Origin of the sequence: Streptomyces sp. NPDC102278 (genome assembly GCF_044766345.1) — a bacterium.
Lineage (GTDB): Bacteria > Actinomycetota > Actinomycetes > Streptomycetales > Streptomycetaceae > Streptomyces.
Window position 1 is genome coordinate 204,149 of sequence record NZ_JBIWLV010000012.1, and the last position, 19,628, is coordinate 223,776.

Annotated in this window: 17 protein-coding genes; 10 read left to right on the plus strand and 7 right to left on the minus strand. The window is 70.2% G+C overall.

Annotated elements, in window-relative coordinates:
- Nucleotides 1-64 precede the first annotated feature (64 nt).
- Nucleotides 65-730, minus strand: coding sequence for an HSP18 transcriptional regulator (locus tag ACIRO3_RS26940; RefSeq protein ID WP_361777930.1), 666 nt, complete (start codon nt 728-730; stop codon nt 65-67).
- 129 nt (nt 731-859) lie between these two features.
- On the opposite strand from ACIRO3_RS26940, the gene ACIRO3_RS26945 reads away from it, so the two are divergent.
- The 3 genes from ACIRO3_RS26945 (at nt 860) to ACIRO3_RS26955 (ending at nt 2,496) form a co-directional block, all read left to right on the plus strand.
- Complete coding sequence (locus ACIRO3_RS26945) at nt 860-1,294, plus strand: Hsp20/alpha crystallin family protein (RefSeq protein ID WP_404141132.1); 435 nt, start codon at nt 860-862, stop codon at nt 1,292-1,294.
- A 472-nt stretch (nt 1,295-1,766) separates the two neighbouring features.
- Nucleotides 1,767-1,958: a hypothetical protein gene (locus tag ACIRO3_RS26950; protein ID WP_404141134.1), complete on the plus strand. Its 192-nt coding sequence runs from the start codon at nt 1,767-1,769 to the stop codon at nt 1,956-1,958.
- Between the two features lie 151 nt (nt 1,959-2,109).
- Nucleotides 2,110-2,496 carry a restriction endonuclease gene (locus tag ACIRO3_RS26955; RefSeq protein ID WP_404141136.1) on the plus strand — a complete coding sequence of 129 codons (387 nt, stop codon included), beginning with the start codon at nt 2,110-2,112 and terminating at the stop codon, nt 2,494-2,496.
- Nucleotides 2,497-2,702: 206 nt separating this feature from the next.
- On the opposite strand, the gene ACIRO3_RS26960 is transcribed toward ACIRO3_RS26955, so the two are convergent.
- The 4 genes from ACIRO3_RS26960 to ACIRO3_RS26975 all read right to left on the minus strand — a co-directional run bounded on the left by ACIRO3_RS26960 (nt 2,703) and on the right by ACIRO3_RS26975 (nt 6,465).
- Nucleotides 2,703-3,227 carry a MarR family winged helix-turn-helix transcriptional regulator gene (locus ACIRO3_RS26960; RefSeq protein ID WP_404141138.1) on the minus strand — a complete coding sequence of 175 codons (525 nt, stop codon included), beginning with the start codon at nt 3,225-3,227 and terminating at the stop codon, nt 2,703-2,705.
- Nucleotides 3,228-3,290: 63 nt separating this feature from the next.
- Nucleotides 3,291-3,764 (minus strand): STAS domain-containing protein, encoded by a 474-nt coding sequence (locus ACIRO3_RS26965; RefSeq protein ID WP_404141139.1) that lies wholly within the window; start codon nt 3,762-3,764, stop codon nt 3,291-3,293.
- Nucleotides 3,761-4,846, minus strand: a complete 1,086-nt coding sequence (locus ACIRO3_RS26970; protein ID WP_404141141.1) for a B12-binding domain-containing protein — start codon at nt 4,844-4,846, stop codon at nt 3,761-3,763. The genes ACIRO3_RS26965 and ACIRO3_RS26970 overlap by 4 nt, the downstream gene beginning before the upstream one ends.
- The gene (locus ACIRO3_RS26975) at nt 4,843-6,465 is read right to left on the minus strand and encodes a PP2C family protein-serine/threonine phosphatase (protein WP_404141143.1); all 1,623 of its coding nucleotides are present in this window, start codon (nt 6,463-6,465) and stop codon (nt 4,843-4,845) included. The genes ACIRO3_RS26970 and ACIRO3_RS26975 overlap by 4 nt, the downstream gene beginning before the upstream one ends.
- A 565-nt stretch (nt 6,466-7,030) precedes the next feature.
- On the opposite strand from ACIRO3_RS26975, the gene ACIRO3_RS26980 reads away from it, so the two are divergent.
- A complete protein-coding gene (locus ACIRO3_RS26980; RefSeq protein WP_404141145.1) occupies nt 7,031-7,939 on the plus strand; it encodes a SigB/SigF/SigG family RNA polymerase sigma factor in 909 nt (302 codons plus the stop codon).
- A 34-nt stretch (nt 7,940-7,973) separates the two neighbouring features.
- Here ACIRO3_RS26980 and uvrA read toward each other — a convergent pair whose 3' ends face one another.
- On the minus strand, nt 7,974-10,442 hold the full coding sequence (gene uvrA / locus ACIRO3_RS26985) for an excinuclease ABC subunit UvrA (protein ID WP_404141146.1): 2,469 nt from the start codon (nt 10,440-10,442) through the stop codon (nt 7,974-7,976).
- A 131-nt stretch (nt 10,443-10,573) separates the two neighbouring features.
- Nucleotides 10,574-12,202 (minus strand): PucR family transcriptional regulator, encoded by a 1,629-nt coding sequence (locus tag ACIRO3_RS26990; RefSeq protein ID WP_404141148.1) that lies wholly within the window; start codon nt 12,200-12,202, stop codon nt 10,574-10,576.
- Nucleotides 12,203-12,591: 389 nt separating this feature from the next.
- Here ACIRO3_RS26990 and dnaK point away from each other — a divergent pair, with 389 nt between their 5' ends.
- Genes dnaK through trxA form a run of 6 tightly spaced genes read left to right on the plus strand, consistent with a single transcriptional unit; the run spans nt 12,592 to nt 19,563 of the window.
- Nucleotides 12,592-14,493 (plus strand): molecular chaperone DnaK, encoded by a 1,902-nt coding sequence (gene dnaK, locus ACIRO3_RS26995; protein WP_404141149.1) that lies wholly within the window; start codon nt 12,592-12,594, stop codon nt 14,491-14,493.
- Between the two features lie 9 nt (nt 14,494-14,502).
- On the plus strand, nt 14,503-15,114 hold the full coding sequence (locus ACIRO3_RS27000) for a nucleotide exchange factor GrpE (RefSeq protein WP_404141151.1): 612 nt from the start codon (nt 14,503-14,505) through the stop codon (nt 15,112-15,114).
- 6 nt (nt 15,115-15,120) lie between these two features.
- Nucleotides 15,121-16,071, plus strand: coding sequence for a DnaJ C-terminal domain-containing protein (locus ACIRO3_RS27005; RefSeq protein ID WP_404141153.1), 951 nt, complete (start codon nt 15,121-15,123; stop codon nt 16,069-16,071).
- Nucleotides 16,071-16,478 (plus strand): chaperone modulator CbpM, encoded by a 408-nt coding sequence (locus ACIRO3_RS27010; RefSeq protein ID WP_404141155.1) that lies wholly within the window; start codon nt 16,071-16,073, stop codon nt 16,476-16,478. The genes ACIRO3_RS27005 and ACIRO3_RS27010 overlap by 1 nt, the downstream gene beginning before the upstream one ends.
- Nucleotides 16,469-19,108 (plus strand): ATP-dependent chaperone ClpB, encoded by a 2,640-nt coding sequence (clpB, locus tag ACIRO3_RS27015; RefSeq protein ID WP_404141157.1) that lies wholly within the window; start codon nt 16,469-16,471, stop codon nt 19,106-19,108. The genes ACIRO3_RS27010 and clpB overlap by 10 nt, the downstream gene beginning before the upstream one ends.
- Complete coding sequence (gene trxA / locus ACIRO3_RS27020; protein ID WP_404141159.1) at nt 19,105-19,563, plus strand: thioredoxin; 459 nt, start codon at nt 19,105-19,107, stop codon at nt 19,561-19,563. Before clpB ends, trxA begins: the two co-directional genes overlap by 4 nt.
- Nucleotides 19,564-19,628: the final 65 nt, after the last annotated feature.

The following is a 19,628-nucleotide window of genomic DNA, read 5'->3' on the forward strand; positions in this document are numbered from 1 at the left end:
TGCCGGTTACAAGACGGCCCGCGCGCCGCGGCCCGCGATGAAGGGGCCCAACGCGTCGGTCAGGTCAGGTACTGCGCTGGTCGTGGCTGTCCTGGCGGAGTCGGTCGGTGTGTCGGGTCATGACGTCGATGCGGTCGGCGAGGTCGGAGTTCTCGGGGCGTAGGTGAGGGCGGGTGTCGGTGAGGGGCTGGACGAGGTGGGCGGCATCGTTGTCGGCGAGGGCCTGGTTGAGCTCTCCCATGGCGCTCTCGGAGCCGGCGGGGAGGTCGGTGAGAGCGCTGACCTGGCCGGCGAGGCGGCGTAGGTCGGCCGCGTTGTCGCGGGCCCACGCGGTCACGCTGCGTTCGGCGGCGCGGGAGTCGCGGGTGGCCTGGACGCGCTGCTCTCCGGTGCTGCCTGCCGAGCCCGGGCGCAGCCGCAAGTATCGGCGTTCGGCGGCCTGGCGGCTCGCGACTCCGAGGGGGCCGGCGAGGTCGGCCCAGCTCGCGCCCTGGTCGCGGGCGGTTTCGATCAGCGCGCTCTCCCATCCGGCGAGCTGCTCACGGATCTCGCGCAGTGTCGACAACGCGGTCAGAGCCGGGTGCGGGCCGGAGTCGGCCGACGGCGGCGCTGCGGTCGCAAGCGTTCCCGCGGCGCAGTTCTGCGCTTCCCGCACGGACTCGCTGATGGCCTCCAGTGCCGTGGCGGCGGCAGGGAAGGTCACTGCTGGGGGCGGGGTGGCTTCGGTCATGGAGCTCTCCGCAATCTCGTCATCCTTCGGATGACGTCTCGCTTGTCATCGGTTCGATGACATGTTACAACGGATGCACGTTGAAGCGCATTGGCAGTTTCTGCCTTGGCCAAGTGGAGGTGTTTCGCGATGTTGATGCGCACTGACCCGTTCCGCGAGATGGACCGGATCTTCCAGCAGCTGTCGGGTACGTCGGGTACGTGGTCGAAGCCGTCGGCGATGCCGATGGACGCCTACCGTGACGGTGACGTCTATGTGATCGCTTTCGACCTGCCCGGGGTGGACCGTGAGGCGATCGACATCGACGTTGAGCGGAACATGCTCAAGGTCAGGGCCGAACGGCGCCCGTCGGGCAAGTCCGACGGCGTGCAGATGGAACTCTCCGAGCGGCCCCTGGGCGTCTTTTCCCGACAGGTCATGCTGGCCGACACCCTCGACACCGAGCGCATCGAAGCCGACTACGACGCGGGTGTCCTGACCCTGCGGATCCCGATCGCCGAGCGCGCCAAGCCCCGCAAGATCAGCATCGGCCGAGCCGACGACCGCAAGCAGATCTCCGGCTGAACCTGCCTGTTGAAGCACGGCGGGGGCCGCCAACCGAGCCCCTGCCCAGCAGATCGGGCATCCACCGCGAGGCCGGTGACTGGCAGCCCTCCAGCTGACAGGTCGCCGGCAGTACCTGCTCGCCTCGACGACCGGCCGCTGGTACCGCTGGTGGCGGCCCGGTCCACTGTCTCGCGCGTACCGACACAAGGCCCACGGGGCCCACCCCTTCGCCAGGGGTGGGCCCCGCCGTCGTGTCCGAAGGCACCGTGGAGCCTGCGGCGGGCGGGTCATCGTGCCTGCCTGTTCGTCATCAGCTCAGTCCTTCGCGAGATCCGGCTGCAGGACCCCGCCGCGCTTCCGGGTCCTATGCCGTGCCGGCCGGCCAGGTACGTCGATTCGCGCCGTTTCCGTCACGTTCGGTGTTTACGACCCGGCATCCTGGTTACACCAAGTAGCTACAGGCAGTCAGTACCCGACGGAAGGCAGGAACATGACCCTCGTTACCGTGCTCATCCTTGTCGCGGTTCTCGTGCCCATCGTGCTGCTGATCCTGGCCCCCGACGCCCCGGCGCGGACGAACCCCGTCCCGGGCCGTCGCCGGGTGGCCGGCCACCGCCGTTCCCGCACAACGCGGTTGACCGAGATCCCGGGTCAGCAGGGCGCCCGGCACCAGGCCCGCTGACCTGACCGGCAGACGCGCCTCGGGGCGGCCCGCCGGTCCAGGCGGACCGCCCCGAGGACCTGAGGCAACCGCAACGTCGGTACACGAACGAACGACCCACGTGTCGCTCGGTCACACATGCCGACCGCCACGACGACACATCGAGGCACTCATGATCAGCACACCCAAGGCTCAGCGCGACCCCGAAGGCCTGCTCGACCCGGCGTCCTCCCTCGACCGCGGGCCCTACGAAGCACTCGTGAGGGCGGTGCTCGCCTGGAAGTCCTCGGACCTGGACGACTGCGACCACGAGCAGATCGCCCTCCAGATGACCGAACACGCCCGCGTCGTCGCCGCCGACGTACGCCACCACGCCCTCCGGCTCCCCGACAACGACGGCAGGCGCGCGTTGGCCGAGGTCGTCCTGGGCGACGCCGAGCGCATCCTGGCCGAACCACTGGAGGCAACCGCGGCGTGCGTACAGGACCGGGCGCGGCTGGTTCGTGCCCTGTACGCCCGCCTGGACCGACTCACCGCCGCCTTCGCCCCGCCCGCCTGAGCCCCGCCACCTTCGTGCCGCCGGCCTGAGCCACGGCGGCCCTGCCCCTGGCGCCCGGCGCGACTTCGGCCCACTCGCGCTCCTGCTCGCCCCTCGACCCCCGGGGGCCGCAGGCGGGCGCGCATCCGTCGTTGACCGGGTGCCCGCGCTCCGATCCTGAAGGGGGCTTCGCCTGGTGCACGCCGTCGAGTGGGCAGGTCTTCGCGCTACGCGCTTTCGGCCGCGTCGTGCGGCTTCGGGGCGGGCCGGGTGTCTTGACCGACGAGGAGCATGGGCGTCTTGACCAGGGTTTCCTGCAATCCTGCGAGGACGTCGGTCAGCGCGGTGCGCTGATGGAAGGGCATGGTGGCGAGCGCTTCGATCAGGAGTTCGTCGCGGCAGGCGCGGATCCGGGCCAGATGTTCGCGGCCCGCGCCGGTGAGGGAGAGCATGACTTCACGGCCGTTGTCCGGGCAGGGCAGGCGCTCGATGAAGCCGAGGGCCTGGAGGCGGTCGACCAGGCGGCACACCGAGGGCGGTGCGGCGGACAGGAGCCGGGTGAGGGCCCGCATGCGGATCCGGTCCTCGCTCTCGACGATGTACATCACGCGGAGCTGGGAGACGGGGACGTAAGGGGGTGGGATGTCGTTGCGGGCCTGTTCCCACAGGATGTCGAGGAGTTCGACGATGCGGCCGGCCTGGCGGGCGGCGGCGTGGACGGGGTCGGGGGTGCGGTGGGCGCTCTCTGTCATGCGGTTTCCCCGTCCGAGGGGTTGGGTGCGGGTTCCGGCTGTCGATGTGCGCGCGGTCGGACGTCAGGTGCGGGTGTCGGGTCCGGTCGGGAGTGACTGCCGGCCGGGGTTTTCAAGGGATGCGCCGTCCTCTGACGTATGACGATATGCCATGCGTGGGGGTTCGGCGTGAGCGCCGGTCTCGCCCGGGCCGCGGGGGACGAGGTGTTCCAGGGCGCCGGTGATGGTCAGCATCCGCTCCAGGGCGGGTGTGCGGGCCTCCAGGTGGAGGGTGACGTGCGCGGCGGTGGTGCGGCGGTGGAGCATCAGCAGCATGGCCAGGCCCATGGAGTCGATGCCGCCCAGGCCGCCGCAGTCCAGGTGCAGGGAGCGCAGGCCGGGGGTGTCGGCGAGGTGCCCGGTGACGGCGGTCAGGAAGTCCTCGGAGCTGTCGAAGTCCAGGAACCCGCGCACCTCCAGGCGCAGTACGTCCTCCTCGGCGCCGTGGCAGGGGATCAGGTGCAACTGAATGGAGTCGAAACCGTGCGGCGGCGTCATACGGCGGTCCTGGAGTCGGAGGCGATCACGGTCCCGGCCCCGGTGAGGCGGTTCGCGGCCTGGTCGAGCATGAGGATGGCCCGGGGAAAGTCCTTGAGCCGTTCGCTCAGGATGTGCAGGGCCGGGACGAGCGAGTGGGCGGGGACGCCGCGGGCGGTGAGGATGCCGGCCGTCCAGGCGAGGAAGTCGTTCAGGAGTTCAGGGTCGTCGGTGTAGAGGGCGGTGGCCAGGAAGTCCACGATGTGCGCGATGTCCTCGGCGGTGCGCTCGAACTGCGCGGCGGTGTAGTCGCGCATGGCCGGGAAACGGTCCGCGAGCGCGTCCATGACGGCGCGCACCAGGGTGCTTCGGGTCCGGGAGACCAGCGTGTATTCCTGGTCGATCAGGTGCGGCAGGTCGTCGAGGGGTTGATGGGCGGGCGCGGCCAGAGCGAGGGGCCCCTCGTCGAGTCGATCCGCGGCGGAGCTCGCGTCCGGTGCCCAGGCGTCGGCGCCGAGCAGCCGAGCGTATTGGCCGTCACGGCCGAAGGCAGCCCCGCCGACGAGCACCGGGGTGCCGGTGGCCTGGACCGCGGTGATCGCGGCGTGCGCGGCCGGCAGGCGGGTGGCGATCGAGCTGGAGAGCGCCACCACCTGGGGGCCCCTCTGGTGGATCCAGGAGATCAGGTGGCTGGTGGGCACCTGCGCGCCCAGGTAGCCGACCGTCCAGCCGCGCAGCGCGAGCACCTCGGCCAGAAGGCGGGCGGGCAGCCCGTGCCACTCCCCGTCCACGCAGGCCACCACCGCCGTGCCCCGGCCGGCCGAGGCCGGGGCGGCGCAGCGTCGGGAAAGAGCGGCGATGACCCGGTCGTTGACGGCGGACGCGGCGTGCTCCTGGGCGACGGTGAGGCGGTTGGCCGCCCACTCCTCGCCGACCTTGCGCTGGACGGGGGCGATCAGGTCCAACAGGACGCGCTCCGCCGGTATGCCGTCCTCCAGCGCGCCGAACACCGCGTCGATGGCTGCCTGCTCGTCACCATGGCAGGCGGCCTCCCACAGAAGGTCGATTCGGTGCTCGCACGAGGTGGTGGCTATGAGGCTCATGAGGTGAACCTGCCCCGGGTGTGGCCGCCCACCGCACTGAGGTGGTGCGCGCGGGGAGCGCCGATGACCATGACGGCCATGTCGTCGTGCGGCCCCGATCCCACCCACTGGCCGATGAGCATCTGCACATGTCGCACGATCACTTCGGCCTGCATTCCCGCACATTGCGACAACGCCTGTCTGAACCGTTCCTCGCCGAACATCTCCTCGCCCAGTGGTCCGCCCCGGGCCTCGGTGAGACCGTCGGTGAACAGCACACAGAACTCACCGGGCGCCAGGGTCTCCCGGGTGGTCGTCGCCGGGGCCTTGGGGAAAACACCGACCAGAGTGCCGCGCGAGGCCGCTTCCTCCACGCCGCCGTCACGTCGCACGATCAGGGCGGGCGGATGCCCGGCGCTGGTCACCCGAAGCCGTACCGATCCCGCCTCGCGTACCGCCGAGGCCATCACGAGCGTCGCGAAACGGGTGTGGTGCGAGTTCAGGAGCGCACCGTTGAGGAGGTCGATCATCCGCTGATGATCGTCGGCCATCGGCAGCAGTGCTTCCAGCGTGTTGCGGATCTTGCCCGTCAGGACGGCGGCTTCCAGACCCTTGCCACAGACGTCGCCCAGCACCGCGAAGGAGGCGTCGCCCTCGGCCTTGCCGGGGTGGACGTCGTAGAAGTCGCCGCCGATCCGCTCGTTGTCCTTCGACGGACGGTAGCCGCCGGCGAAGTCCACCCCCGCGATCTGCTGCAGGGCCGGCGGCAACAGGTCCCGCATCAGGGTCTGGGAAAGAGAGGACTGCTCCGCGTACAGGCGGGCCGCGGACAACGCGGCACCGGCGCGGGCCGCGAAGAGACGGGCGATGACCTCCTCGCCCTCGCTGAACACCGTCCCCGTACTGCGCCGCAGCAGGATCAACGCACCGGCGGGCACGCCGTGCCCGGGCAGCGGCGTCACGACGATCGAACCGACCGGGCCGAACCCGTCCGGAACCACCCAGTCCGGCGCGGACGAGGGCTCGATCCACTGCGAGGGAACGGGAGGGAAGCCCTGGAGCGCTTCCTCCAGACCGGGAACTTCCGCCGGGCCCGCGTCCCACCAGGAACGCCTCGGCGCGCCACCGCGCAGGCAGGTGACGACGGGCAGGCGGCTTCCGCTGCGCGGCGCGACGACCAGCGCGGCGTCCGCGAGATGGTCCGCCGCGAGTTGACCGGTCACGTCCATGCACCGCTCCAGGTTCAGGGAGGAGAGCAAGGTGTTGGAGGCCTCGGCGAGGAACGCGGTCCGCTCACGCTCCACCCGCAGGTCCTCCCGGGCCGACCGCAGGGCGGTGTCGTCCACGAGCCACCACACGACGTCCCCGTCGTCCCGCACGGTGGGATGAGCCTCGAAGCTCCGTTCCCCCACCGGACCCGACAACACCGCGGCCTCGTCGCTCCCGGCTGTCACCCGGAGGGCATGGCCGTCAGCCAGCCAGGGAGGCACGCTTTCGGCAAGCGGAACCCCGGAGCGGAGATGCGGAAACACTCGGGTGGCCTGTGGGTTGGCGTGCCGCACCGTGCCCGAGGCATCCGCGATCAGGACGGGGTAGGGCACGAACGTCCATGCCACGTCGGGCGGAGCGTCAGCGCTCACGCCGTGGGCCTGCTGGGTGGAAGTCACATCCAGGAAGGCCCGCTACGCGAACCCCTCACCTCATCCGATCGATGTATTGCCGTGCGGCAACCATCGTCCATGCGCCCCCTCTCCTGCAACCCCGCCCCCACCGATACGCACCCCGAACAGGCATATCGACCGCACTCCCAGGCTCAAGGGCACCGCAACAACGCTGTCGCTCCAGACGTGACGAGCGGTCATACCCGAGGAAAGGCACAGGTCAAGGACCTGCGGCAGGCTTTCGCGACGCAGTCGCCGAGGCGCCTGGCGCGGCGTGTGAAGAACCTGGGGAGAGACTCCCGGGTTCGCACGAATCGGACCAAGCGGGCAGTTGACCGGTCGTACTCGTCGCGGGAGTCATCGAACGCGGCCGCGGACCCGGTCGGCGTTACACGCTCCTGCACGAGGGCCCGGGCCGCGTTCTGACAGCACGGGCTGCACGGTCCCCCAACCAGTTTCGAAAAAGATCACCGGCCGAGGTTTGAATCACGGTCGCGCGGGCACGAAGGCGCACACGTCGTCTGTCCAGGGGAGGAACGGATCCATGTCTCAGACCACCACGACCACCCACACCACCAGCGCGGTGGAGACCCTGCGGTCCGCCGCACCCGGAAGCGGACGGCATGCACAGAACCTTCCCCACATCGACAACGCCCGTCAGGTGGCGCCCGCCGACGCACGGGAACTGTCCCGCCTGTTCCTGGTCCGGCTGCGGGCTCTGGAAGAGGGGACCCGCGAATACCAGTACGCGCGCAACACCCTCATCGAGATGAACATCTCACTGGTGCACTTCGCCGCCCGCCGATTCCGGGGCCGCGCCGGCGACGGCATCGACATCGAGGACATCGTCCAGGTCGGCACGATCGGGCTGATCAAGGCCATCGACCGCTTCGACCCCGACCGCGAGGTCGAGTTCACCACCCTCGCCCTCCCCTACATCACCGGCGAGATCAAGCGCTTCTTCCGCGACACCACCTGGGCCGTCCACGTCCCGCGCCGCCTCCAGGAACTGCGCACCGAACTCGCCAAGAGCCAGGAAGCGCTGACTGAGGTCTTCGGCCGGGCCCCCACCGTCAAGGAACTCGCCGAGCACCTCGAACTTCCCGAGGAAGACGTCATCGAGGGGCTGGTGGCGGCCAACGGATACACCAGCGGTTCCATCGACGCCGCCACCAGCTCCAAGCAGCGAACCTCGGGAAATGCCGAGGGCCGCTCACTCGCCGAAACGGTCGGCGAGGTCGACCCGGACATGGAGCTCTTCGAGGATTTCCACACCCTCGCACCCCTCCTCCGGTCACTCGACGAGCGCGACCGACGCATCCTGGCCATGCGCTTCGGCCAGGAAATGACCCAGGCGGAGATCGGCATCGAACTCGGCATCTCCCAGATGCAGGTCTCACGCCTCCTCACCCGCATCCTGACCCGACTGCGCACCGGAATGCTCGCCGCGTAGACGCCCGAACGGGCGGCGGCCGAGGCCGTGATGATCAGGTGCGCGCGAGCCGGGCCGCGAGGTAGGGCGCGGTGGCACTGCGGCGGGCTCTGGCCACCTTGGCCGGCGGCCCCGCCGCGACCACCCGCCCGCCCGCGTCACCGCCGCCCGGCCCGAGGTCGATGACCCAGTCGGCGGTGGCGATCGTGTCCAGGTCGTGCTCGACGAGGACGACCGTGTTGCCGGCGTCGACGAGCCGGTGCAGCTGTCGCAGCAGAAGCCCGACGTCCGAGGGGTGCAGCCCCGCCGTCGGCTCGTCCAGCAGGTAGAGCGCGTGGCCGCGGCGGGCTCGCTGCAGTTCGGTGGCGAGTTTGATGCGTTGCGCCTCACCACCACTGAGTTCCGTCGCGGGCTGCCCCAGCCGCAGGTATCCCAGTCCCACCTCGCGCAACGTCTCCAGACTGCGGGAGGCGGCCGGGACGGCGGTCAGGAACTCGGCGGCGGCGTCGACGGACAGCCCCAGCACTTCCGCGATGTTCTTGCCGCGGTAGGTGACTTCAAGTGTTTCGGCGTTGTACCGAGCGCCCTGGCAGGTCGGGCACGGTGCATAGGTGCCGGGCAGGAAGAGCAGTTCCACCGCGACGAATCCTTCGCCCTGGCAGGTCTCGCACCGTCCTTCGGGCACGTTGAAGGAGAACCGCCCGGCCGAGTAGCCGCGTGCCCTGGCCTCGTCCGTCGCCGCGTACAGCTTGCGCACCGCGTCGAACAGCCCCGTGTACGTGGCCAGGTTGGAACGGGGAGTTCGGCCGATGGGCCGTTGGTCGACCCGGACCAGCCGGTCGAACGATTCGACCCCCGACGCGTCCTGGACGTCAACCACCAGCTGCGCCTCATCGGGCTCCTCGGGTACGAGTCCGAGGTGGCCGCGGACGACCTCGGCGAGCACCTGCGTCACCAGTGTCGACTTTCCGGAACCGGACACGCCCGTCACCGCCGTCAGTACGCAGAGCGGTACGTCGACGGACACGTCGTGCAGATTGTGGCGGGAGACGCCGCTCAGGTGCAGCCAGCCATGCGGTGTGCGCGGGCGGTGATCGAGCGGTGTGGCGCGCCCGAACAGGTGCCGGCTCGTGGGCGACTCCGCCACCCGCTCCATACCGGCGACCGGGCCGCTGTACAGCACCCGCCCGCCGCCCTCGCCCCCGCCGGGGCCGATGTCGACCACCCAGTCCGCCCGCCGTACGACGTCCATGTCGTGCTCCACGACGAACAGCGAGTTGCCCGCCGCCTTGAGGCGGTCCAGCACGTCCAGCAGCGGTTCCGCGTCAGCCGGGTGCAGGCCCGCGGAGGGTTCATCGAGGACGTAGACGACGCCGAACAGCCCCGAGCGCAGCTGGGTGGCGATCCGTAGGCGCTGCGCCTCGCCGGGCGACAGGGTCGTCGAGCGGCGCCCGAGGCTGAGATATCCGAGACCCAGGTCGAGCAGTACGTCGACCCGCGCGGCCAGATCGCCGCAGATCCGCACCGCGGCCTCGGTCGTCTCCCCGGATCGGGCGGTCGACGTGGTGGCGTCGGCCTCGGACCGCCCCGCCACGGGCCGCAGCAGCGCCACGACCTCGGTGAGCGGCATCGCGTAGATCTCGGCGATGGAACGCCCGGCGAAGGTCACGGCCAGCGCCTCGGGCCGCAGTCCGCTGCCGTGACACTCCGGGCAGGGCACACTTCTGACGAACCGGAGCGCCCGTTCGCGCATCTTCTCGCTCTTGGAGTCGGCGAGGACGTGCATGACGTGCTTGCGGGCGCTCCAGAACTTGCCCTGGTAGCCGTAGTCGACGCGGTCCTCCTCCGGCTCGATGTACACGGAGGGCTGCTCGTCCGTGTACAGCAGCCAGTCCCGGTCCCTCTTCCTGAGCCTGCGCCACGGCCGGTCGATGTCGATCCCCAGGCCGCTCACGACACTGCGCAGGTTGGCGCCCTGCCAGGCGCCCGGCCAGGCGGCGATCGCCCCCTCGCGGATGCTCAGCGAGGGGTCCGGGACGAGCAGGTCCTCGGCGACGTCGTGCACGACGCCCAGCCCGTGGCACTCCGGGCAGGCGCCGGCCGTGGTGTTGGGGGAGAACGACTGGGCTTCCAGCCGTGCGGCCCCGGGCGGATAGGTGCCGGCGCGGGAGTACAGCATGCGCAGCAGATTGGACAGCGTCGTGAGGGTGCCGACCGTCGAGCGAGAGCTGGGCGCGCCGCGTCGCTGCTGCAAGGCCACGGCCGGTGGCAGTCCGGTGATTTCCTGCACGTGCGGTGCGCCGACCTGTTGCAACAGCCTTCGGGCGTACGGTGCCACGGACTCGAAATAGCGCCGCTGGGCCTCCGCGTAGAGCGTGCCGAACGCAAGCGAGGACTTGCCCGAACCGGAGACGCCGGTGAAGGCGACCATCGCGTCCCGCGGAACGTCGACGTCGATGTTCCGCAGGTTGTTCTCACTGGCGCCCCGGACATGCACGAAGGTATCGGTCGCGTCCTTGTTCACCCTTCCTGATTACCTGATCGCGCCGGGAACCGCGCGACAGACGCCGTCGCCGGGCCTCGCTCACACGAGCGTCCGGATCGTTGATCTTGCCGCAGGCGGTGGATTCGCGTCCGTGCCGCGCGTGCGGGGAATCAGCCGGATCCGCCCAGCACGATCTTCCACACTCGGGTCGCCACCTGGAGGTTCAGCCGGTCTTCGACGTTCGCGAGGTCGTTGCCGCTGATCTCGCGGATGCGCTGCAGCCTGTAGCGCAGTGTGCTGCGGTGAATCGCGAGGGATGCGGCGGTTTCGTCGTAGTTGCCGCCGCAGTCGAAGTACCGGGACAGGGTCTCCACCATGGCCCCGTGATGGCGGGAGTCGTAGTCGATGAGCTGCCCCAGCCACTCGTGGACGAACGTCTCCAGTTCCTGGTGATCGGCGCCAGGCCCCAGGATGCGGTACAGGCCGAGTTCGTCGAAGAAAGTCGTGCCGTACCGCTCGTGGGAATTGAGACGCACCTCGAGGGCGCGCTGCGCCTCCTGGTAGCGGTGGGGGATGTCGGGCACGGAAGCGGAAGGGGCGCTCACCCCGATCGTCCCGGACCGTGTTCCGGTCTCCCGGGCGAGCGCCTCGTGCAGCGCGTGAGCGTGCGGCCTGTCATCGACGATCAGGACCACGTGGTCGGAACGGCGGGTCAACAGCGAGCGCATGCCGACGTCGGAGGCCGCCCGGCCCACGGTCTGGGCGAAGGAATTGTCCGCGGTCCGATTCGCCCACTCCACGACGACGACGTAGTGGCTGCGGCGCAGGTCGTGCCCGACCGCCTCGGACCGGGCGTAGGCGCTCGCGGGGTCCGTCCCCGTCAGGAGGTCGTCGACCAGCTCGCGGCGCAGTCTCAGCTCCACTTCGGCGAGATTGCGCAGGTGCGCCAGCTCCAGGGCGAGCGACGTGGCGGCGTGTTCCAGCGCGAACACGGTGTGTGCGTCGGCCTCATCCAGGGCATCGACCAGTGCCAGCAAGCCCAGGATCTCGCCATGTGGCCGGACCAGAGCGATCAGCCGGCCCTCCATCCGTACGGGCCCGGCCTCCCGGGCGACGGCGTGCAGCATGTCGTTCTGGGACACGGGGTCCGGTTCCGGGTAGGGGTCAGGTCGGCTGGGACCCGACCAGGACTTGAGCCGGCCGAAGCGATCTTCGACCAGCGCGGGAAGTCCGGTGAGTTCGTGCAGTGCGCGGGTGACAGCCTCCTCACCGCCGCCCGAGGCGGCGATGTCGGCCATGAGCGCGTGAACGGCCCGCTGGTACGCCAGCTCAGCCACCACGGAGATCAGCTGCTGCTGAAGAATTGCGCGTTCCTCCCTGACCCGGTACAGCTCCAGCGCGTCCTCGCCTTGGCGGCGCTGCGCGAAGGCGACCGACAGAGCAGCAGCGGTGTGCCAGACGAGCGTGGCAAGCAGGGATCGCTGGGCCCTGGTGGGCCGGGTTCGGGACGTCACCACGAGGTAGCCGTGAAGTCTCTCCAACCCGCGCAGCCCCAGGGCCCGGCCCCAGGACCTGCCGGGGACGGTCACAGGGCCGTCCTGCCCCGCCAGCTCCCGAACCCTCCGGTCCACGGCTGCGGCATGGGTGTGCCCGTTGCTCGGACTGGCGACCAGGTCCCCGTCCACCTCCAGGTATCCGGCCTCGGCACTGTACGGCCCGGCAGCGGCTATGTGGTGCATGGCCAGGCGCAGGATCTCGCCTTCGTTCGGGGCCTCGAACAGGACGCGGGAGAGCACCATCAGTTCTTGGGGCGCGTGCTCGGCCGCGCTCGCTGCGGATGGGCGCGGCTCTCTCCCCGCATCCGTGGGGCGCCGCCCGGCGCTCCCCGACGGAAGGCCGCCCTCCCCGTCGGAGCAGCGGCCGTAGACATTGTGCGCCCGGCTGCCGGCCATGAGACCACTCCGTTCTCCTCGGAGCTCCGGGGAGGCGATCGGCACTACGCCCACCCATTCGGGACGGCTGACGTGAGATGTCCAGGTGCTTCCCTTTCATACTCGCAGGGCGACCGGGCCCGTGCATTTCTGACCCGTCAGGAGCAGGCGTGAAGCCGCCCGGCCCGCGACCCTGGGCAGGGTCTGGAAGCCTTCGCGGGCACGCGCAGGACGGGCTGTACCGGGAGGAGAGTCTCATGGCCAAGGCAGTGGGTATCGACCTGGGCACCACGAACTCGGTGATCGCAGTGTGGGAGGGAGGCGAGCCGTCCGTGGTGCCCAACAGCGAGGGCAACCGCACGACACCATCCGTAGTGGCCTTCACCGACACCGGCGAGCGTCTGGTGGGCCAGATGGCCCGGCGCCAGGCGATCCTCAACCCCAAGGGCACCATCTACTCGGCCAAGCGGTTCATCGGCCGGCACTTCGACGAGATCTCCGAGGAGGCCAGAGCGGTGGCGTACGACGTCGTCGAGGGCGACGGCGGAGCGGCCCGTTTCAAGGTGCGCGACAAGCTGTACGCACCCGAGGAGATCAGCGCCCAGGTGCTGCGCAAACTCGCCGACGACGCCTCCAAGCAGCTGGGGGAGCGGGTCGCGGAGGCGGTCATCACGGTGCCCGCCTACTTCAACGACGCTCAGCGCACCGCAACCAAGGACGCCGGACGGATCGCGGGTCTGGAGGTGCTGCGGATCATCAACGAGCCGACCGCGGCGGCCCTCGCGTACGGCGTGGACAAGAAGGAGCACGAGACCGTCCTGGTCTTCGACCTGGGCGGCGGCACCTTCGATGTGAGCATCCTCGACGTCGGCGACGGCGTGGTGGAGGTGCGGTCCACCGCCGGCGACAGTCACCTGGGCGGCGACGACTTCGACCGGCGCCTGGTGGACTACCTCGCGGACGACTTCCAGAAGGAGAACGGCATAGATCTGCGCAAGGATCCGCAGGCGCTGCAACGTTTGTTCGAGGCGGCGGAGAAGGCCAAGACCGAGCTGAGTTCGGTGACGCAGACGCAGGTCAGCCTGCCGTTCATCACCGCGGACGCCTCCGGGCCCAAGCACCTCACCGACTCGATCATGCGGTCCACTTTCGAGCAGATCACCGGCGACCTGGTAGAGCGCTGCCTGGAACCGGTCCAGCAGGCCATCGCCGACGCGAAGGTCGGCGAGAGCGACATCGACGAGGTCATCCTCGTAGGCGGATCCACCCGCATCCCCGCTGTCCAGACTCTGGTCCGCCGACTGACCGGCGGCAAGGAACCCAACATGAGCGTCAACCCCGACGAGGTCGTGGCCCTGGGTGCCGCGATCCAGGCCGGGGTGCTCAAGGGCGAGGTCAAGGACGTCGTGCTGCTCGACGTCACGCCCCTGTCGCTGGGCGTGGAGACGCGCGGCGGCGTGATGACGAAGATCATCGAGCGGAACACCACCATCCCGGTGCGCCGCAGTGAGACCTTCTCCACCGCCGAGGACAACCAGCCCGCCGTCGATGTGGTGGTCCTCCAGGGCGAGCGCGAGCGGGCCGCCGACAACCGGGTGCTCGGCCGGTTCCAGCTCACCGACATCCGGCCGGCGCCGCGGGGCGAACCGCAGATCGAGGTCACCTTCGACGTCGACGCCAACGGCATTCTCGAGGTCAAGGCCCGCGACAAGGACACCGGCAAGGAACAGGGCATCACGATCAGCGAGAGCTCCAACCTGGACCGCGGCGAAGTGGAACGCATGGTTGAGGAGGCCGATCGCAACCAGGGCCAGGACCAGGCGCTGCGCGAGGCCGTGGACGCACGCAACGAGCTCGACGCCGTCGCCTATCAGGTGGAGAAGCGCCTCGCCGAGCTGGGCGACGCGGCCCCCGCCCACGAGAAGGCACGTGCCGAGATGCTCGTGGCCGACGCCCGAGCGGCGGTCAAGGAAGAGGCGGGTGTGGAACGGGTGCGGCCCCTGACCTCCGAACTCCAACAAGTGCTGGCAGGGATGGTGGCGCATCAGGATGGCGCCGCTGCGGGCGGTCCCGGTCAGGACACCACCGGGGGCGGCGCGAGCGGCGGTGACGGCGGCCGTGACGACGACGTCATCGACGCCGAGTTCGACAAGGACTGAGGAACCGCCATGTCGATCCACCCCAGGGAACCCGACCCGGCCGTGCCGGACGAGGCCGGCCCCGCTCCGGACAGCTCCGTACGCCCTCCCCGCGGGGATCTGCCGCAACCGTCCCCGTCACTCGGGCCGAAGGCGGCGGACAACGACCCGGTACCCGACGCCGCCGACCCCGCGCGCGCCGAGAGCGAGTACACGACCGCGATCCAGGAGCTGGAGGACCGCTGGCGGCGCGCGCTCGCCGACCTCGACAACCTCCGCAAGCGGCACGTCAGGGAGCTGGAGCGGGAGCGGATGGTCGAGCGGTCCCGTACGGCCGCCGCCTTCCTGCCCGTCCTGGACAACCTCGAACTCGCCCTGGCCCATGCCGGAGCCGACTCCGACGCGATCGTGGAGGGCGTACGGGCCGTACGCGATCAGGCGGTGAACGTCCTTGAACTGCTCGGCTACCCGCGCCACGCAGAAACCGGCGTCGCCTTCGACCCGGCCCGGCACGAGGTGGTCGCCGTGGTCCAAGACCTCGACGCCGTACCGGGCACCGTCGTCGAGGTGCTGCGCGCGGGCTACGGGGACGCCGAGCGGCAGCTCAGACCTGCGGCCGTGACCGTCGCGAAGCGGGAGTGACCGGTCATGGCACGGGACTTCTACGAGGTGCTGGGCGTGTCTCGGACCGCGAGCCAGGACGAGATCCAGCAGGCGTATCGCAAGCTCGCCCGCAAGAGCCACCCCGACGTCAACAAGGACCCGGGGGCGGAGGAACGCTTCAAGGACCTCAACGAGGCGCACAGCGTCCTGTCGGACCCGAAGACACGGGCCCGCTACGACCGCTTCGGCGAGGACTTCCGCAAGATCCCCGAGGACTTCGACGAACGGGTCGCGGCCGGAGCGGGCGGCGGCTTCCGCGGTGGGAGAACCGCGGGCACGGGCGGCCCCCGCGCGCGGTACACCACCGGCTTCGACGACGACTTCGCATCGGAGGGCATCGACATCGAGGACCTGTTCGGTTCGCTCTTCGGAGCAGGCGCCGCCCGCGGCGGTGTACCGGGAGCCGACCAGGAGGCCGAGCTGCCGCTCACCGTGGAGGAGGCGTACCGGGGCGGCCGGCGCACCGTCACGCTCGCCGGCCCCAGCGGGCAGCCGCGGCGCTACGAGGTCAACGTGCCGCCGGGCGTCACCGACGGGCAGCGCATCCGGCTGGCGGGCGAGGGTGGCCGGGGCCGTGGTGACGCCTCCGCGGGCGACCTGTACCTGCGGGTGCTCGTCCAGCCCCATCCCCGGTTCCGGCTGGACGGCCGCGACGTGCACGTCCAGGTCCCCGTCGCCCCCTGGGAGGCGGCCCTCGGCGCGACCGTGCCGGTGCCCACCCCTGGCGGTGGCACGGCCAAGGTCACGGTGCCCGCGGGCTCGTCCAGCGGGCGGCGGCTGCGGCTGCGCGGCGAGGGCATGCCCAACCCACGTGGCGCGGACGGCGACCTGTACGCCGAAATCCGCGTCATGGTGCCGTCCATGCTCGGCGACCGGGAGCGCGAACTGTTCGAGGAGCTCGCTGCCACCTCCTCGTTCGACCCCAGGAGGACGTGATGAACGATCGACCCGCCAGAGCGGCAGGCATCGGCCGGGGAGGGGTCGGCGGCCGACCGGTACAGACGGGCGCCGACGTCCCCGATTCGACGGCTGTCCGGTACGCGCTCGTTCCCGCCCCCGGACTCTCCCTGGACGCCGTGGCCCGTCGCTCGGGCCTCCACCCCGACCTGGTCCGCCGCTTCGTCGCCCTCGGCCTGGTCGACGCCGAGCGCGATGGCGCAGGACGCCTGCTGTTCGACCCCACGGCCCCGGCGGTCCTCGCCCGCATCCAGCGGCTGCGCTCCGGGCTCTGCCTCAACTACGCATCCATCGGCCTGGTGCTCGACCTGCTGGACCGCATCAGCCTGCTCGAAGCCGCCCTGCGGGGCCGCGGCACGAGGAGTGAAACACACCCATGGACATGAACCGTCTCACCCAGAAGTCCCAGGAAGCCCTCCAGGAGGCGCAGACCGCGGCCGGCCGCCTGGGCCAGACCGAGGTCGACGGGGAACACCTGTTGCTCGCGCTTCTCGATCAGGAGGACGGTCTGATCCCGCGGTTGCTTCAACAGGCCGGCACCGACCCGGAGGAACTGCGTGCGGCGGTGCGGGAGGAACTCTCCCGTCGCCCGAAGGTCACCGGCCCCGGCGCGACACCCGGGCAGGTGTTCGTGACCCAGCGCCTTGCCCGCCTGCTCGATACAGCCGAACGGGAGGCAAAACGCCTCAAGGACGAGTACGTGTCGGTGGAGCACCTGCTGCTCGCCCTGGCCGAGGAGGGGTCTGCCACCGCCGCCGGACGCCTCCTCAAGGAGGCCGGCATCACCAGGGACTCCTTCCTGAGCGCGCTCACCGGGGTCCGCGGCAACCAGCGCGTCACATCCGCCAACCCCGAAGTCGCTTACGAGGCCTTGGAGAAGTACGGGCGCGATCTCGTCGTCGAGGCCAGGAGCGGCAGCCTCGACCCCGTCATCGGCCGGGATGCCGAAATCCGCCGCGTCACCCAGATCCTCAGCCGCAAGACGAAGAACAACCCGGTCCTCATCGGCGACCCCGGCGTCGGCAAGACCGCCATAGTCGAAGGTCTCGCCCAGCGCATCGTCCGCGGCGACGTGCCCGAAGGACTGCGCGACAGGACCGTGTTCTCCCTCGACATGGGCTCCCTCGTCGCCGGGGCCAAATACCGCGGCGAGTTCGAGGAACGCCTCAAGGCCGTGCTCAGCGAGGTCAAGGCCGCCCAAGGGCGCATCCTGCTTTTCATCGACGAACTGCACACCGTCGTCGGCGCGGGAGCCGCCGAAGGAGCCATGGACGCCGGCAACATGCTCAAGCCGATGCTCGCCCGTGGCGAACTCCACATGATCGGCGCCACCACCCTCGACGAGTACCGCAAGCACATCGAGAAGGACGCGGCCCTCGAACGCCGCTTCCAGCAGGTGGTGGTCGACGAGCCCAGCGTCGAGGACACCATCTCCATCCTGCGCGGACTGCGCGAACGCCTGGAGGTCTTCCACGGCGTGAAGATCCAGGACACCGCTCTGGTCTCCGCGGCCACCCTCAGCCACCGCTACATCACCGATCGGTTCCTGCCGGACAAGGCCATCGACCTCGTGGACGAGGCGTGCGCCCGGCTGCGTACCGAGATCGACTCGATGCCCGCCGAACTCGACGAGATCACCCGTCGCGTCACCCGCCTGGAGATCGAGGAGGCAGCCCTGTCCAAGGAGACCGACCCCGCCAGCAGTACCCGCCTGGAGGAGCTCCGCAGGGAACTGGCCGACCTGCGCGGCGAGGCCGACTCCAAGCACGCCCAGTGGGAGGCCGAACGGCAGGCCATCCGCCGCGTGCAGGAACTGCGCAAGGAACTGGAACAGGTCCGCCACGAGGCGGAGGAGGCCGAACGCGCCTACGACCTCAACCGCGCCGCCGAACTCCGCTACGGCCGCCTCCGGGACCTGGAACGCCGACTCGCCGCCGAGGAGGAGCAACTGGCCTCCAAACAAGGGCAGAACCGGCTGCTGCGCGAGGTCGTCACGGAGGAGGAGATCGCCGAGATCGTCGCCGCCTGGACCAGTGTTCCCGTCGCCCGCCTGCAGGAGGGCGAACGCGAGAAGCTGTTGCGCCTCGACGAGATCCTGCGCGAGCGCGTCATAGGGCAGGACGAGGCCGTCAAGCTCATCGCCGACGCCATCATCCGCGCCCGCTCCGGCATCCGCGACCCTCGCCGCCCCATCGGCTCGTTCATCTTCCTCGGCCCCACCGGCGTCGGGAAGACCGAGCTGGCCAAGACCCTCGCCCGGGCCCTGTTCGACTCCGAGGAGAACATGGTCCGTCTCGACATGAGTGAGTACCAGGAGCGGCACACCGTCAGCCGGCTCATGGGCGCACCGCCCGGATACGTCGGCTACGAGGAAGGCGGCCAGCTCACCGAGGCCGTACGCCGCAAGCCGTACTCGGTCGTACTGTTCGACGAGATCGAGAAGGCCCACACCGATGTCTTCAACACCCTGCTGCAGATCCTCGATGACGGCCGCATCACCGACGCTCAGGGCCGCACCGTCGACTTCCGCAACACCGTGATCATCATGACGTCCAACATCGGCTCCGAGCACCTCCTCGACGGCGCCACCGCCGAGGGCGAGATCAAGCCGGACGCCCGCGCCCTGGTGATGGGCGAACTGCGCGGGCACTTCCGCCCGGAGTTCCTCAACCGCGTCGACGACATCGTCCTCTTCAAGCCGCTCGGTGAGCGGCAGATCGAGAAGATCGTGGAACTGCAGTTCGACGAATTGCGACAGCGGCTCGCCGAACGGCGCATCAGCGTCGAACTCACCGACTCCGGCCGTGAGCTGATCGCTCACCAGGGCTACGACCCGGTGTACGGGGCCCGGCCGCTGCGTCGCTACATCTCCCACGAGGTCGAGACACTGGTCGGGCGCGCCCTGCTCCGCGGAGATGTCCAGGACGGGGCGACGGTCCGCGTCGACGCCGACCACGGAGAACTGGTGGTCACCTACGACCGGCAGGAGGAGGCCGGAGAAGCGAGGGCGGCGTGAACACCACCCGCACGACGACAGTGACCTGCCCGAACTGCGGGCGCGGCAACCGGGTACCCGTGGCCGCCGCGGGCCGCCCCAAGTGCGGCCACTGCAAGCAACCCCTGCCCTGGATCGTCGACGCGGGCGACGACGACTTCGCCGAGATCGCCGACCGGGCCACCACGCCCGTCGTCGTCGACCTATGGGCCACCTGGTGCGGCCCCTGTCGCATGGTCAGCCCCGCCCTCGAACAGGTCGCCCTCGACCTCGCCGGGCGGATCAAGCTCGTCAAGGTCGACATCGACAAGAACCCGCGGCTCGGCCGGCGGTTCGAGGTGCAGGCGGTGCCGACGCTGCTCGTTCTCGACAGGGGCGACATGATCGCCCGGCAGGCCGGCGCGGCACCCGCACACGTTCTGCGCTCGTGGGTCGAGCGAGCGATGACCGACCGGCAGACCACTGCGGGAAAGTGAACGCGACGCACCCGCCTCATCATCGTGGGCCGCGGCCGAGCAGTCGCATCCGCGAAAGGAGAACC

Bases quoted from the DNA above. Each gene is read 5' to 3' on its own strand.
- ACIRO3_RS27010 (WP_404141155.1), top strand. From the start codon at position 16,071: ATGAACGATCGACCCGCCAGAGCGGCAGGCATCGGCCGGGGAGGGGTC.
- clpB (WP_404141157.1), top strand. From the start codon at position 16,469: ATGGACATGAACCGTCTCACCCAGAAGTCCCAGGAAGCCCTCCAGGAG.
- ACIRO3_RS26960 (WP_404141138.1), bottom strand. From the start codon at position 3,227: ATGACAGAGAGCGCCCACCGCACCCCCGACCCCGTCCACGCCGCCGCC.
- ACIRO3_RS26965 (WP_404141139.1), bottom strand. From the start codon at position 3,764: ATGACGCCGCCGCACGGTTTCGACTCCATTCAGTTGCACCTGATCCCC.
- ACIRO3_RS27005 (WP_404141153.1), top strand. From the start codon at position 15,121: ATGGCACGGGACTTCTACGAGGTGCTGGGCGTGTCTCGGACCGCGAGC.
- ACIRO3_RS26980 (WP_404141145.1), top strand. From the start codon at position 7,031: ATGTCTCAGACCACCACGACCACCCACACCACCAGCGCGGTGGAGACC.
- ACIRO3_RS26955 (WP_404141136.1), top strand. From the start codon at position 2,110: ATGATCAGCACACCCAAGGCTCAGCGCGACCCCGAAGGCCTGCTCGAC.
- ACIRO3_RS26970 (WP_404141141.1), bottom strand. From the start codon at position 4,846: ATGAGCCTCATAGCCACCACCTCGTGCGAGCACCGAATCGACCTTCTG.
- ACIRO3_RS26950 (WP_404141134.1), top strand. From the start codon at position 1,767: ATGACCCTCGTTACCGTGCTCATCCTTGTCGCGGTTCTCGTGCCCATC.
- ACIRO3_RS26990 (WP_404141148.1), bottom strand. From the start codon at position 12,202: ATGGTGCTCTCCCGCGTCCTGTTCGAGGCCCCGAACGAAGGCGAGATC.
- ACIRO3_RS27000 (WP_404141151.1), top strand. From the start codon at position 14,503: ATGTCGATCCACCCCAGGGAACCCGACCCGGCCGTGCCGGACGAGGCC.
- dnaK (WP_404141149.1), top strand. From the start codon at position 12,592: ATGGCCAAGGCAGTGGGTATCGACCTGGGCACCACGAACTCGGTGATC.
- ACIRO3_RS26945 (WP_404141132.1), top strand. From the start codon at position 860: ATGTTGATGCGCACTGACCCGTTCCGCGAGATGGACCGGATCTTCCAG.
- ACIRO3_RS26940 (WP_361777930.1), bottom strand. From the start codon at position 730: ATGACCGAAGCCACCCCGCCCCCAGCAGTGACCTTCCCTGCCGCCGCC.